The sequence below is a fragment of the Rhodococcus sp. IEGM 27 genome (assembly GCF_033142305.1).
Classification (GTDB): domain Bacteria; phylum Actinomycetota; class Actinomycetes; order Mycobacteriales; family Mycobacteriaceae; genus Rhodococcus_F; species Rhodococcus_F oxybenzonivorans.
Map to the genome: position 1 here is coordinate 98,752 of NZ_JAWLSG010000011.1, position 13,921 is coordinate 112,672.

A 13,921-nucleotide genomic window follows, 5' to 3' on the forward strand; every position below is an offset into this window, starting at 1 on the left:
GACCGAGGTCAGAGCGTTGTCAACCAGCACTCGACGGCGCGCTTGGCAGCGTCGGTTGGATCGGCGAGGTCGACCGCAGTGGTGGCATCGACCCCCTCGGTGCGCTCCCAGCTGCCGTCGTCTCGTTGGTGGTCGACGATGGCCCAGATTTCGACCGTGGCTTCATGCTCACCGCGGGTGATGAGCCGAAGAGCCGGGACGAATCCAGGGCAGAGGTTGCTGAGGGCGATGTATGTGCGGTCCTCGTCAACGGCGAGGTCAAGGTCGTTGTGATCGTTCGCGTCGTGGGCGGCCGCAATGAACGCCGTGTGGAAGTCCTCGGGGATTTCTATGAGGGCCATCGGGTCTGGTCTCCTTCAAAAAGGTCGTGATCTGGGGTGCACAGCAATGCCTCACACGATCGCCGGCGTCAACAGGTATCAGCGAACTGGAACAAGGCCTGCCTGGTCGACCGGGTCGGGGTGCCGATGCCTGTTCGGCGAGGCGATGCCATCGTTGACGCGAAGGGGTGCGACCCCGACGACAGCCGCCATCGCTCATCTGAGTCAGGCCAATTCTGCTCGGCACCTCAGCTCTCGTTGAACCCGACCGGCAGGCCGGCCGCCATAGCTTCGAGCGCCGGGCTATCGGCCAGCTCCCTGGCACCCCACCTTCCGGCGCTGAACGAGCACAGTCGATCGTTGCCTCGTGGAACTGTGTGCTTGCCGTGAAGGCGCCGGTCCAGCGGCGCCTGATCGCACTCACTCGGTTGGCGGAAGCCCGCGCAGGCGCGTTCACCCTGGAGCCGGCGGGTGACTGTGACTCGGCGGCATCCGACGTAGCTGCTGCTTCTCGCGGAGAGTCAGAATCGGGTGCGTCTGTCAGATCGGCCGCGGCAGCGACTGCGGCAGTCTCGCCCGTTCCACGCTCCCCCGTAGGCGCGTCGGTCGGGGTCGACGTCTCCGCCGTGGAATCGGAACCGGCGACGTCCGTCTGGACGAGAGCTCGGCGGTACCGGCTCAGCTCCGTCACGGCCGAGTCGTACTTGATGGCGAGCTTGTCCGCGAGGAGGCTCGGTGACCAGCGCTGCTCGTAGGCCATCCGAATGATTTCTCGTCGTTCGCAGTTGCGCATGGGGACTTGTTCGCCGCTCAGGCGACGAACGATGACGACCTCGTCGGCCGCGACCGCTCCCGTGGCCCGCTCGCGCTGGTGACTACGCGCCTTAGGATTGTCGATCTCGTCGTCGTCCCATCCGAGAGGCGGCACCAGTCCTTCTGCGCGTGCTTGTTCACGGAGGTCGGCGTCAGGTCCGGGGCGCATGGAAAGCTCGTCGTAGATCTCGTCGACCGCTTCCCACAGCTCGCTCGGGATGAGACCTTTTTCCGGCATCGAGGTGACGACGTCGACCTCGACGTTCAACCGGTGAGCGAGGCTCGGATCGCCGTAGCCCATGGCGTTGAGTGCGCGCAGTCGGCGGCGAGCCCCCACTGCTGGGGTCAGATCACGCCCACTGCTCGGGTGAAAAGTGATCGAGAGGATCGCGTCCGCGATGGCGGAGGTGGTCGTGCGAGTCGAAGTGCTCCTCAGCGACCGGACTATCGCGACCGGCACAGAGGCCAGGTCAGCGATCAGAGCGGTCGTCATGCCAGCGCACATCAGGGCATTGATGTGGTAGCGCACATCGACCGTGTCGACAGATGTATCGACGTGACGGGCAGGTGTCCAAGCCTGCCCGTCACGTCCCCCTAAACCCGACTGTCGCGATGTCTGGAACCACCCGTCGTCGCGACTGGGCAAAGCAGACCGGGCGGGGAATCCGGCTGCATTCAGTCTAGCTAGCTGAGCGGCGCATACGGACGAGCGTGCGTCGCGTCGATGCGCAGAAGTCTGAGACAAGGGTGGGGCAGCTGAAACGGTAGTCGTCATCGGATGCTCTTTTCCGTTTAGCGGCTGGTCAGGCCGCATGTACGTGGGAACTGTTCGTACTCGAGCGCACCGGGTTCGAGTTCAGCGAGTGATCGTCAGCGCTGCACCGCATCGCATTTACCACTGGCATTTAAACCCGGTATACAACAATGGTATCTACATCTTCAATAGGATGTCCAGCGATGAACGGAAAATCGCAGTGAGAGCGCCCCTGAACGGCTTCAAGCCCCAGGCCCTCGAAGACGCGCGCACTACTGCCGGAATTACGCGCGGCGACCTTTCCCGCGCAATAGGCGTCGACCCGACCACCATCCACAACTGGGAAACCTCGCGAACGCACCCTCAGCCCGACCACCTCGCCCGGGCCGCCGAAAAGCTGGGAATACCCCTCGACCGCCTCGTCGTCGTCCCGGAAGACAGTCGGACCATCGCCGACCTGCGGAATCTTGCGGGATTGACGCAGAAACACGTCGCAAACCGAACCGGACTCAGCACCACCACCATCGGCCGAATCGAGCGGGGCGAAGGAAGCCTGTCCGATCGACACGCCACAGCAATCGCTGAGGCTCTGCACCTGGAAGAACGCACAATCCGCGACGCATTCCTCCGCGCACGGAATCGACCGCTTCCTTCTCGATAGCTCGGCAACAATCACCCCCGTACTCATGCACTGTCCCCGCGGCGCAACCGCTGCTGCCGGCGACGATCGAGCGAGCGCCGCGCTCCGCTGAGAGCCAGAGTCGCAGCGAGCACCAGAACTGCCGCGACGATGATCAGCCGGCGGAAGTCGAGGCCGGCACCTTCCGTGCCAGGGATAGTCACCAGCGGTGATGCCGAGGCCGCAACGATGAGATCGTGAGCGAGCAGCCACGCAGTTGCCTTGGTCGACATCGCTGGAAGAGCCGCGACAAGGAGGCCCAGAATCAATGGGGCCACCATCAACAAAGAAAGTTGATCCTGGTCAGAAAGGCCTGCGGCACTCTGTACAGGTTGAACGGACCGCTGCGGCTGAGTCGGGTGCATAGAAAAATCTCCTCCTGAAATGGGCTTCTATCAGGAGGAAGATCCGATCGAGCAGCCTTGAGTGACAGACGTAGGCATCTTTTTCGAAATGCCCAGATACATGAGTTCCCGTGCCACTCATCCCAAGAAGACTGGGGGAAGCGGCGGAGGGAAAACACGGAGGGAAGACCCCTGCACCGCGACCACTCGTACGACTCGACCGCCCGCGTAGACAGGCCGGGCCGCAGGTTCGTAGGCTCCAGGACGCCACGCGTATGTACGGGCGGCGGATGAATGGAAGAGGGGATACTGCGGCATGGCAGTGGATGTGTTCGTCAGCTTCGACTACGACAACGACGCGCGACTGAAGGATCTACTAATCGGGCAGGCCCGACACGATGACTCGCCGTTCGAGGTGGCGGACTGGTCCATCAAGACAGCAAGTCCCGGATGGCGCGACGATGCTCGGAGTCGGATCCGGAGAGCGGATCAGGTGATCGTGTTGTGCGGAAGGAATACCAGCAGCGCCACGGGTATCGACGTCGAGATGAGAATCACGCGTGAGGAAGGAACACCTTACTTCCTCCTCGCCGGCTATCAGACAGGCTCGCTCAAGCCATCGGCCGCACTATCGACCGACAAGCTCTACAACTGGACATGGCCCAATTTGAAAGCCTTGATCAACGGTGCCCGGTAGCGATAGTCTCCCTCCCTCAGAGCTTCTCGATGTATACAAGCTCGCAGTGGAGATGGCGGACCGGGTATCGGCACGGCGAGGTCTGGCGAACCAGTTCTATCTCTCTCTTGAGACCTTGATCCTTGGTGTACCCGCACTGCTACAGGTTTCGGACAACGGCCCCGCTCTCGGGGAAGGACGCGCATCGATCCTGTCGATACTCGGGATCGTCGTCGCACTCGTATGGTGGCTCCAACTCCGCAGCTACCGGCAGCTCAACAAGGCAAAGTTCGATGTCATCAACAGCATCGAGGGCGAGCACATGACAATCCGAATATTCTCGGACGAGTGGAAGTCCCTGAAATCGGACCACGTGGAGAGGTGGAGGCCGCGTTACGCCGAACTCGGAACTGTTGAACGGGTTGTTCCAGGCATCTTCGCCGCGATGAACCTCGCAGTACTCGTGTTGGCGGCCCGGACGTGAACTACATCGACCGCGTAGCCGCGATGATCGAAGACACGCTCGATCCTTCCTACAGGCCGGACACACACGGCGCCGACCTCTACCGGCTGTACGCGATCCTCGCTCTCGGACAAGGCATAAACACCAGGCTCGCAGACGTCCATAACGCCTGGTCCGTATGGATGATCACTCAAAAACCCGAGCACCCAGCGATCGTCCCTTTTGACGAACTCTCCGAGGAAAAGCAGAGCGAAGACGCTCCCTTTCTCGACGCGATCCGAAAGGTCTCGTCACAATTAGCTCACGAGTAGGGGTTCACGAGGCGGACTTCCGCTCCTGCTTAACGAGAACCATCGGGCGCGACCGGAAGGCCGGGGCATACCTCCATATAGTCAACGTCTGGCGAGACCCAGTCGTCCCATTGTTGGTGGCTGATGTTGTAAGTGAGCTTGGCGCACAATTCCTCTGGCCATGTCTCGGGGCCGGGCCAGACCCGAAGGGTGCCATCCACGCCACCGGAGACAATTTTGCGAGAATCAGAGGTGATCGCGACGCTCGTCACCGCTCCCGCGTGTCCGGTCATCGGTGGGCCGATTGGTTGACTAGTGGTCGCATCCCAGACGCGCACGGTTCCGTCCCAGCTCCCCGAGACGATGCGGTTACCGTCCGCGGTGAACGTCACCCCTACCACCCTCTCCTGATGCCCAACCATCGTCGGACCGATCTGCTCACCCGTCGTGGCGTCCGATACCCGCACCGTGTTGTCTCGGCTGCCGGAAACAACGCGCTGGCCATCTGGGCTGAACGCCACGCTCCACACCTGGCCAGCGTGTTCAGCCATCGGCGGGCCGATCTGCGCTCCGGTAGTCGCGTCCCACACCCGCACAGTGCCGTCATAACTACCCGAGACAATGCGCTGACCGTCCCGACTGAACGCCACACCGGTCACCTCATTCTCGTGTCCGGTCATCGTCGGGCCAACCTGCTGACCGGTAGTCGCGCCCAACACTCGAACCGTGCCGTCGACCCCGCCGGAGACGAAGGTTTGCCCATCGGGGCTAAATGCGATTTTGGGAGAGCGGGCCACCTGTGGACCGATCTGCTGGCCAGTGGTCGCATCCCACATCTGCATGCCTTTGTAACTGCCAGAGCCAATACGGCGACCATCCGGGCTGAACGCCACGCTGGTCACCGATTCCGGTTGCCCGGTCATCGATGGACCGATCTGCTGGCCGGTGGCCGGATCCCACACCCGCACGGTGTCGTCACTACCGCCGGAGACAACACGACGCCCGTCCGGGCTGAATGCAACAGCATCTACCGGTCCCTGGTGCCCGGTCATGGGTACACCCATCGGCTCGGGTGTTGCATCCCATACAGGCACTGTGCGGTCGTTGTAACTCGTCGAGACGACGCGCTCCCCACCCGGGCTGAACGCCAGACCCCCCACCGAGTCTCCGTGCCCAATCATGGCTGGGCCGATCTGCTCGCCGGTGGCCGCGTCCCAAATCCGCACGGTACGGTCGCGGCTGCCGGAGACTATGCGCTTCCCATCCGGACTAAACGCGAAATTGGTTACTGGCTCCTGATGCACCATCGGTGGACCAACAGGCTGACCGGTAGCCGTATCCCACACCCGCACCGCCGTATTCGAAAGCTGCACCGACCGTTCGTCCCTCGTATCTACGTCGTCAGTTCCGAGGGCGCGTTGCCCGTCTGGGCTAAGTTTCGCGCTCCAACCTGGTCCTTGGCGCCCGGGCACTGGAAGGGCTACCGCGTTGCCGGTGGCAACGTCCCACTGACGCACCGTGCGGCCAGCAGCTCCGACGATTTGTTGCCCGTCCGGACTGAACGCCACACTCCCGCCCCCCCAGCGCATCGCCGGGCCGATCTGCCGGCCGGTGGCTACGTCCCACTGACGCACGGCGTCTTTGGTGTCTGGGTCATACGGACCCTGACCCGTGATGTACTCCTCACCGCTGGAGACTATGCGCTTCCCATCAGGGCTGAACGCCACGTCGTACACCAAACCCTGGTGTCCGGTCATCGCCGAACCGATCTGTAGCCCGGTGGCGACGTCCCACTGACGCACGCTCTTGTCGTTACTGCCGGAGACTATGCGCCTCCCATCCTGACTGAACGCCACGCTGCCCACAATCCCCTGGTGTCCGGTCATCGCCGAACCGATCTGCAGGCCGGTGGCAATGTCCCACTGGCGCACGCTCTTGTCGTTACTGCCGGAGACTATGCGCCTCCCATCCGGACTGAATACCGCATTCGTCGGACGTCCAACCGGCTCGATAACCTTGAGTAGGTAGCGGCGAGCGATCACAGCATCAAGGAGGGCGCCCTCATTCGAACTCGGCGCGAGGGCCTGGGCGGCGAGCACCTGTTGCAGCCCGCGGGCATCGCTGGGACGGATGCCAGCGAGCATGGACTGCGACTCGGCCGCCAATGCGAGAGCTATCGCCTGATTGCGCTGGTGTATTGCCTCTTGCCGCTGATCGATCGCGGACTGTCGTTGAACGATCGCGACCGCTGCAGCGATAAGAGCGATGACGGTCAGTACAACGAGACCAGCGACCGCGACGCGCCGCACACGGCGGTACCGGCGCAACTCTCGCAGATCATCGCTCGCCAGTTCGTACTTAGGCTTGCCATGGATGGGGGCGGCCAGGTCCGTTACCTTCTCGCGGAAGATCGCTGTCTGGGGATCCCACGGCGAATCCTCAGTGACATCGACGTAAAAGGGCTCAGCGGCAAGGGCGCCCGGTTGCGTCAGCACGGGGAGAGCAACATCGGACTTGTCCGGATCAAACCTGCCAGTCGTTTCATCCCACGTGAGGTGGCCAGCAACCACGACAAACATCAACTGATCCGGCCCTCGCTGCTGGAGCCAGTACGTGACCTCCTTGTTGACCCAGACGGAGGCCACCGAGTCCGGGGAAAGCACCACAATCAAGTAGCGGGAACGATCCATCGCCTCACAGACCTTGCCCCACAAGTCGGGGCTGGCGGTGACGTCCGTGGCATCACGAAACACCCGTAGAGCATTCAATCGGCCCAATTTCCGACCGATACGGTGCAAGCCTTTCTGAATACCAGCAGCAACAGGCCGATCATGGTGGGTGTAGGAGATGAAGGCGTCGTAGTCGAACTCCCCTAGGTGTTCGGTCTCTCGGCTCCGCGGCGGTGTCGGTAAAGCCGAACGCCTCACTGTCCGAGTCCGTTTGGGTGTCACCCGATTTACGGTCATCGTACGACCTTCCCTTACTCCCAACGAGGAAGCACCAGGGCTTCTCGACCCCAGTCCGACCGTTGACCGAGTGAAGAAGAACAAGAAGTCACACTGACTTTGGGGGCGTGCCGGTGTTAGATATTTCCCGCAGCATCGCTCGCTTCTGTCCTCGAAGTACTGCCTGTAATTCCCTGGCCGCTATCGACTTGAATGCGGCAATCCGTTGCGGTGCGCCGCTCGGAATATCGTCGGGGCCGGACAGTTAATGTCGTCGTTGCGGGGGTGGACGGGAGGAAGGGGACGAGGTTGGTCGCCGCCCCGCCGAGCGAAGGCGAACACCCTCTTGGCCTCCTCCACACCTTCCGAGAACCGCCATCTTCGATCCAACTGCCAGGTCAACCATCGGTTCCACCTTCTTCACAGGAAAGACTGGTCGGTTCATTCGATCGTGCTCCCCCGTCTGTGCCGGTGTCACCAATGGTTCGCTGCTCTAAGTTGTCGGTCGGCCGAGATATTCGCTGAACCCCCTTCAGCCTGATATCTGGATGGGTTTGCGGATTGATACGTAGGAACTGTCAGGTAAGGCGAGGTCGCCGTACTCATCGGTGTCGCTGCGCCAGGTCAGTGACAGCAATGAGTCTTCGATGATGTCCGGTTCGGGATCGGTGTCTACGACGACCCATTCGTCGATGTCCTCCATCAGCAACAGGTCTCCGAGTGCGACATCGGCAGCGCGAACATCGCGGACCGACCCGTACTGGTCCTCGTAGGTGTCAGGTGAATCGTCCGGTATGTCGAAGCCCTCGGCTCCGCCGTCCGCCGGTATCTCTGGTTCGGTTGCTGCCCGTTCTTTGACCAGGGCTAGTCGAGCGCGTGAGGACTCCCCTCGCGCGGCGGAGGATTCACCGAGTTGTGGAGCAGAGAGCTGATCGAGGAACGAGGCGGCATCGGTCGCGCCGGCGGCTGTCGGGGTGCGGTAGTCGTCGAGCTCTACCGTCGCTTCGTTGGTGGGCTCGGCGCGGCCCCCGAGTAGCCCGAGAAGCGCCGTCGGTGACGCGAGACGCCGATCGGTTTCGTGGGTCATCTTCGCTCTTCTGAGTACCGGATCGAGGTCGGGCCGGTCGCTGGCCAGTACCCATTCGGCCTCGATGTAGTCGAAGTACGTTAGCGGCGCCGGTTCGGACGTGTCATCGGTGGCGTCGATGTCCGGAAGTTCGTCCGGCGGGACGATCAGCAATCGCGGATGGCGTGTTATCGAGGGTCGGAGGGTGTCGAGCAGATCGGACTCGAAGGTGCCGGCGCGCGTCTTGCGCGGGTCGGGTACGCGGTAGCACTGGATCTCGATGGGCTGATAGTTGTCGGTGACGGTGGTGCCGCGGCCGCGGCACTTGCGGGGCACGCTGGTACCGATCGTCGGTGATTGCCACATCATGAGCGCCCCTTGTGGTGAGAGCCGGCCCATGGAGATACGCATGGCGAAGTTGTCACGCATGTCGCCGAGGAAGTACTGCGCGTCGGGACGCTGAGTTCCGAAGACCAGATGCACTCGCGAGGTGCGGGCCTTGCGTGCCATCGACGCAAGCATGTTGAGCACCGGTGGCTGTCGGGCGCCGCCCTTCGGTTTGACCCTGGAGTACCAATCTTCGACGTTGCCGCGGAACTCCGCCCATTCGTCGAGAAAGACCAGTACTGGTTCGAAGTCCGCTTCTGTCGCCTCGCCGGTAACGATCTTCTGGTAGCGGAACTCCATGAGATCGCGGGCGCGGTGGACCAACGCCACTTGCTGCTCGATGGTCGTCGCGACGACTTGTACGTTGGGCCAGTCCTGGAATCCCAGGAATTCGACGTACTTGCCGTCGAGGACCCAGATCGGCCATCCACGTCGCGAGAAGTTGACCAACAGATTGTGTGCGGTCACGGTCTTACCGCTTCCGGGTGGGCCGATCAGCATCAGGTTCGGGTCGATCGCCGGCCGCCACACAACCTCGTTGCCGTCTTCGTCGATTCCGTACGGAATTTCCACCGAGTCGTAACTGGCCAAGAGATCGGCACCGGGATCGAGGTCCGGCGCCGGCAACCAGACGCTGTCCGGGAATGCTGTGCGTTGCTCGAATCGAACCCAATCCGTTTCAAGGTTCCACCGTGCTCGCCAGCGACCGGGCAACGTCGCACTCATTCCTCGTTCGACGCGGGTCCGGTAGCCATCCGATTCCAGTTTCGGACCAAGTTCGTGACGTACTTCCATTGAGGTCACTTCGCCGGTTTCGGCGGCGACGTCGATCGCGGTTACGGTCGCGGTCGGGCCCAACAGCTGGGCGATGATCCGCTTCGCGCGCACAACCTGGTCGGTGTCGGAGACTTCTCGTTCCGGCTCGGCAGCAGGCGTGAAGATCAGGCGCCGGCGGGCGGGGTCGTGCTTGTCGAGTTCGAAGAAACCCCACCCTTGATCTTCGAAGACCCCGCAGATATCAGCGAGCCACGTCTCGTCATTCAGTGCCTGTGTCGAGTCGTAGTGCACGATGAGTTTCCCCGGAAGTCCCGGCCATCCACGACTCCATTTCGACGTCGACAGCACCGCCCGGGTGGCCTCCGGCAGTCCCACGATCGGGCACAGCCTTTCGATCACCTCGTCGACGTCGACATCGCGAAGCTGCTTACGTTTGCCGGCTACTCCGGCGTAGACGGCAGCGATCGACAAGCCCGCCGCGGCGGGCATCGCGAGGGCGCTGTATCCGAACAGCGGAGCGGCGGCGCTGGCACCAACCGCGGTGGTACCCAAGCAGAAACTGTCGCGAAGCCAGGTGTGCGGCCGCGGCGGCAAGGAACTGATTCGGGGAGAGCGTGCGAACCGCGCACCAATTTGCTGCGGAGGTGTGGTGGTTGTCATCGCCAGGCCTCCCCTTCACCAGTCGGCGCGGAGATCGAGCGTGCCGGCACTGCGATGGCCTTCCGCTCGCCGATTCGTACTTCCTGACTCGGCGTATCCAACTGCCGATCCGTGCCGCGGCCACCTTGCGTTCGCAGTTCGCTGATCAGTTCGCATTTTCACGCTGCTCCCTCCTGCGCGAGCGAGCACACCACCTCGCCGCTGATTGATCTCTCCTACTCGGAGGAAGATCTCGGTAAGGGAGCTTGTGTGACACGCGCTGGCCAAGTTTTCTGGTCCGTGCTCGCTCCACATCTGGAAGCGGTGTGCTGATCGCCTCATGGTGGAGTCCTCTGGGAGGCGTCCCATCCTCATCCCATTGACCTGTCCTGTGCCAGCGAATCGTCCTTGAAGCCGACGCCTGGACCTGGGGTGAGCAATTTTTAGTGGCGAACGGGGACCTGGTCAACGCTGCTGTTGAACCGGAGGGATCCGGAGGGTTTCGCCATTGGATGTTGCTTGAACATCGTTCGGAGCAGTCGGTTGCTCGGGCATCCCAATTGAGCGCAGTGAGGCCGATCGCGCCAGGTGGGTTGCGCTGTTGGCGAGAGCGCCCTGGCCGCCAGGCTCCCCCTCGCAGATGAAGTGATCTCGAAAGGAGCAAACTGTACTGGCAGAAACACGAGAACGAGCAAGATTCACTGACAAAGCGGACGATCAACTGTCACAGGACATGACCCGACCTTGCGACACCGCCATGCCGGTACGGCAATCCTGTCCCGACTCAGTGAAACTGATGCCGCAACGACGCTCCGACCTGCGGTGCGTCAGATTGTCTGAGTCGCAATGTTCGACTCCGGCTCATTGAATCTGATGCGCGTGGAATCTGTTTGGCGTGCCGCCTGACCGATTGCACTCGGCCGATTGTCGCTTGCCAGGGTGATGGGACCACCTCGTTGCCACGAGCATGGGACCACCCGAAGGTGTCATCGAGCATCGACCTCGCCTTCTGAACTGTCAACCGCGCCATGCCCCGGACGGGTGCGTTGCCGGTAGGACGGGCCCTCGATGACGAGGGTGTGCGCCGCGGAGGTGAGCCGGTCGATCGCCGACTGCGCGAGCAGGGCATCGGTGGTCATCGACAGCCACTCATCTGGGGACCTATTTGAGGAGACGATCGTCGCCTTGCGGCGATGGCGCTCCACGACCAACTCGTAGAAGTCGTTGGTCTCGGTCGCGTCCAGGGGCCGAAGCGCAAAATCGTCGAGGACCAGGAGATCGACGGTGGCGATGCGCCGCATCTCCGCCTCGACCGAGTTGTCGAGCCGGGCGGCGCGCAGACGGGCGAACAGCTTGTCGGCGCGGGCGCAGAGCACCGTCATCCGCCGCCGGATCGCCACGTGCCCGAGGGCGGTCGCCAGGTGCGTTTTTCCGACCCCGACCGGTCCCAGAACAAGGACCGAGTGGCCGGCCTCGGCGAACCGCAGCGACACCAGATCCGAGAGCAGGGATCGGTCGTAGCGGAGGTCGTCGAGGGCGTTCCAGGTGTCGATTCGCATCGACTGATCCAGACCGGCCTTTGCCGACCGCAAAGTCGCCGAGCGTGATTCCCGCCGGGACACCTCATCGGCGAGGAGCAGTTCCAGGAACGCGACGTGGCTGAGTTGGTGCTGGCGGGCCAGCGCCAGTCGCTCGGGCAGGGTGTCCTTGAGGGCGCCGAGCTTGAGGGCCTTGAGAAGGGCGATCAGGTCGGCGCCGATCGGATCGACCGGCCCCGTGGGGGCGGGTGGGGTGGTCATCGTGTCTCCTTCGTGTCGGTGTTGCCCCCGGCGATCACCGTCAGATGCCCGGTCCTCTCGGTGGCGACGCCGGTCCCGGCAGTGGCGACGGTGGTCCCAGATGTGGCGGGGCCGGTCCTGTCGGTGGCGAACTCGGCGGGGTCGCGGGTGAAACGGGACGGTGCCGCCGATCCGGCGGCTGGCAGCAGCGGCGTGGTGGTCTCGGTGGCGCGTTCGAGCATCGAGGCGATCTTGCTCACCGACACCACGTCCAGATCCAGCGCCGTGCTGCACGCAGCTTCGACCGGGTCGGGCCCGTAGCGGCGGACCAGCCCGAGCAGCCGGTAGACCGCCCGCATCCGGATCCAGGGCAACGGATCGTCGAGCAGTCTTTCGGCGTAGATCCCGACGGCGCGGCCGTGCCCGGCGCAGGCGCCGATCAGCCGGTCCAGATCGCGCATCGCATACCCGATCTTCTCGGTGGGCAGATCCTCCGGGTCGGTGCTGCGCCCACCGGCGGGCTGGCGCGGGTGCACCTTCACCAGGTTTCCGCGGGCGTAGAACTTCACCAGCGCACTGTCCGCCCGCACCTCGAGCACACTGCCGATCCACTGTCCCGGTATCGAATACAGCGCCTTGGCGACCTCGGCATGAAAGTCGCGGTGCACCTTGACCTGTTTGAAGATCGGCACGTCGTAAACCGGCGGGACGGGCAGCAGCATCGGTGCCTCGTCCTCGTCGAACACCTCGAGCGGGCGGGCGGCGGTAGTGCCGTGGGTCCGCATCCCCGCGGTGTCACGGCACCATGCCTCGGCACGCTGTTGCGCCTCCGCTAGATCTGCAAATTCCTCACCGGCCCAGTAGTTTCCGCGCACATACTGAACGGCCCTTTCGACCCTGGGTTTGTCCTTCGGTGATCGGATCCGGGCCGGGTCCGTCACGAACCCGGTGTGCTGGGAGTAGTCCAGCCAACCCTGCGACAGCCGCGGGTTGACCGCGTCCGCGTCGGTCACAACCGGTCTCAGGTTGTCGGGGATGAGGACCTTGAACACACCGCCGAAGAAGGTCCACGCCGCTTCGCAGCCAGCGATCACCGCCGCCAGGGTCTGCGAGTACGTCAGCCACACGAACATGTGCCGCGAGTACACGGCGGTGAAGATCAGTGCGTGCACCTTGCGGCGCCGCCCGGTGTCCGGGTCGGTCAGGTATCCCAGGTAGCCGAAGTCGATCTGGCATTCGCTGCCGGGATCGCCGTCGACGATGCGGACGGTGGTGTCCTTGCGGCCGAAACCGCAGCGCTCGGTGGCGAATCGGTGCAACGTCCGATACGGCACCACACAGCCCTGACGGGCCAGCAGTGTTTCGATCTTGGTGATCGTCAGGGGTGGATGCGGCCCGTCGCCCGCGACCCACGCCCGAATCTGGTCCTCGAACCCCAGCAGCTGGTCCCAGGCGGCGCCGTGTCCGCTCGGGCGGGCCGGGCGCACCGCCTCGATCACCGCGCCGATCAGCCCATCGTCGAGGGCGTCGACACAGTCGCCGCGCTGCAGCCCCGCTGCCTGGGCGGCCTCGATGTATCGGCGGGCCGTTTTGCGGTCCACCCCGCAGTGCGCCGCAATCGTGCGCAATCCCGGCGGCCGGGACCCGGGCACCCCGAGCCAGATCCGGAGCACTTCCTTGACTTCGTTCACATTGACCTCCCGAAACGCCATGCCCGTCCGCCTTCGTGACCGGGGATACCGACACGACGATCAAACGAGCGATCCGACGGGACTTCGGCGCGACGCGCCGGGTGGTCCCATGACTGGCAATCCGAGTGGTCCCATGAGGGTGGCAGAAATCAGGTCAAGACGGTCCCATGCTCATGGCAGGCGACAGCCGATAGTCCGACGCACGAGGACGTCGGCCGTGACCTGGGGGACCCGCATCAGATAGACCGCCAGCCGTATTGTCCTCGCTCGAGATAGTTGTCGGGAGCCAAGGCTCTGAA

The 13,921-nt window shown here is 63.4% G+C and carries 10 protein-coding genes; 4 read left to right on the forward strand and 6 right to left on the reverse strand.

The window, feature by feature from the left end:
• Positions 1–8: 8 nt before the first annotated feature.
• Complete coding sequence (locus R4P95_RS28120) at positions 9–341, reverse strand: hypothetical protein (RefSeq protein ID WP_317840513.1); 333 nt, start codon at positions 339–341, stop codon at positions 9–11.
• A 1,739-nt stretch (positions 342–2,080) separates the two neighbouring features.
• Between R4P95_RS28120 and R4P95_RS28125 the strand changes: the two genes are divergently transcribed.
• Positions 2,081–2,548, forward strand: a complete 468-nt coding sequence (locus R4P95_RS28125; RefSeq protein WP_317840514.1) for a helix-turn-helix transcriptional regulator — start codon at positions 2,081–2,083, stop codon at positions 2,546–2,548.
• A 23-nt stretch (positions 2,549–2,571) separates the two neighbouring features.
• On the opposite strand, the gene R4P95_RS28130 is transcribed toward R4P95_RS28125, so the two are convergent.
• Positions 2,572–2,847 (reverse strand): hypothetical protein, encoded by a 276-nt coding sequence (locus tag R4P95_RS28130; protein WP_317840515.1) that lies wholly within the window; start codon positions 2,845–2,847, stop codon positions 2,572–2,574.
• 379 nt (positions 2,848–3,226) lie between these two features.
• On the opposite strand from R4P95_RS28130, the gene R4P95_RS28135 reads away from it, so the two are divergent.
• The 3 genes from R4P95_RS28135 to R4P95_RS28145 are packed head-to-tail and all read left to right on the forward strand — an operon-like array spanning position 3,227 to position 4,360.
• A complete protein-coding gene (locus R4P95_RS28135) occupies positions 3,227–3,607 on the forward strand; it encodes a TIR domain-containing protein (protein WP_087562104.1) in 381 nt (126 codons plus the stop codon).
• Positions 3,597–4,070 (forward strand): hypothetical protein, encoded by a 474-nt coding sequence (locus tag R4P95_RS28140; RefSeq protein ID WP_317840516.1) that lies wholly within the window; start codon positions 3,597–3,599, stop codon positions 4,068–4,070. Before R4P95_RS28135 ends, R4P95_RS28140 begins: the two co-directional genes overlap by 11 nt.
• Positions 4,067–4,360 (forward strand): hypothetical protein, encoded by a 294-nt coding sequence (locus tag R4P95_RS28145; RefSeq protein ID WP_317840517.1) that lies wholly within the window; start codon positions 4,067–4,069, stop codon positions 4,358–4,360. The genes R4P95_RS28140 and R4P95_RS28145 overlap by 4 nt, the downstream gene beginning before the upstream one ends.
• Before the next feature lie 29 nt (positions 4,361–4,389).
• Here R4P95_RS28145 and R4P95_RS28150 read toward each other — a convergent pair whose 3' ends face one another.
• The 4 genes from R4P95_RS28150 to istA all read right to left on the reverse strand — a co-directional run bounded on the left by R4P95_RS28150 (position 4,390) and on the right by istA (position 13,643).
• Positions 4,390–7,266, reverse strand: coding sequence for a TIR domain-containing protein (locus tag R4P95_RS28150; RefSeq protein ID WP_317840518.1), 2,877 nt, complete (start codon positions 7,264–7,266; stop codon positions 4,390–4,392).
• 550 nt (positions 7,267–7,816) lie between these two features.
• The gene (locus R4P95_RS28155) at positions 7,817–10,174 is read right to left on the reverse strand and encodes an FtsK/SpoIIIE domain-containing protein (RefSeq protein ID WP_397504829.1); all 2,358 of its coding nucleotides are present in this window, start codon (positions 10,172–10,174) and stop codon (positions 7,817–7,819) included.
• 965 nt (positions 10,175–11,139) lie between these two features.
• Positions 11,140–11,952, reverse strand: coding sequence for an ATP-binding protein (locus R4P95_RS28160; protein ID WP_054246178.1), 813 nt, complete (start codon positions 11,950–11,952; stop codon positions 11,140–11,142).
• Entirely contained in the window at positions 11,949–13,643 is a 1,695-nt protein-coding gene (gene istA, locus R4P95_RS28165; RefSeq protein ID WP_082359731.1) for an IS21 family transposase, read from the reverse strand. The genes R4P95_RS28160 and istA overlap by 4 nt, the downstream gene beginning before the upstream one ends.
• Between the last annotated feature and the right edge of the window lie 278 nt (positions 13,644–13,921).

What these genes read in the sequence shown, in the direction of transcription:
- R4P95_RS28120 (WP_317840513.1), bottom strand. Translation starts at nt 341, where the DNA reads ATGGCCCTCATAGAAATCCCCGAGGACTTCCACACGGCGTTCATTGCG.
- R4P95_RS28125 (WP_317840514.1), top strand. Translation starts at nt 2,081, where the DNA reads ATGTCCAGCGATGAACGGAAAATCGCAGTGAGAGCGCCCCTGAACGGC.
- R4P95_RS28130 (WP_317840515.1), bottom strand. Translation starts at nt 2,847, where the DNA reads ATGGTGGCCCCATTGATTCTGGGCCTCCTTGTCGCGGCTCTTCCAGCG.
- R4P95_RS28135 (WP_087562104.1), top strand. Translation starts at nt 3,227, where the DNA reads ATGGCAGTGGATGTGTTCGTCAGCTTCGACTACGACAACGACGCGCGA.
- R4P95_RS28155 (WP_397504829.1), bottom strand. Translation starts at nt 10,174, where the DNA reads ATGACAACCACCACACCTCCGCAGCAAATTGGTGCGCGGTTCGCACGC.
- R4P95_RS28160 (WP_054246178.1), bottom strand. Translation starts at nt 11,952, where the DNA reads ATGACCACCCCACCCGCCCCCACGGGGCCGGTCGATCCGATCGGCGCC.
- istA (WP_082359731.1), bottom strand. Translation starts at nt 13,643, where the DNA reads ATGGCGTTTCGGGAGGTCAATGTGAACGAAGTCAAGGAAGTGCTCCGG.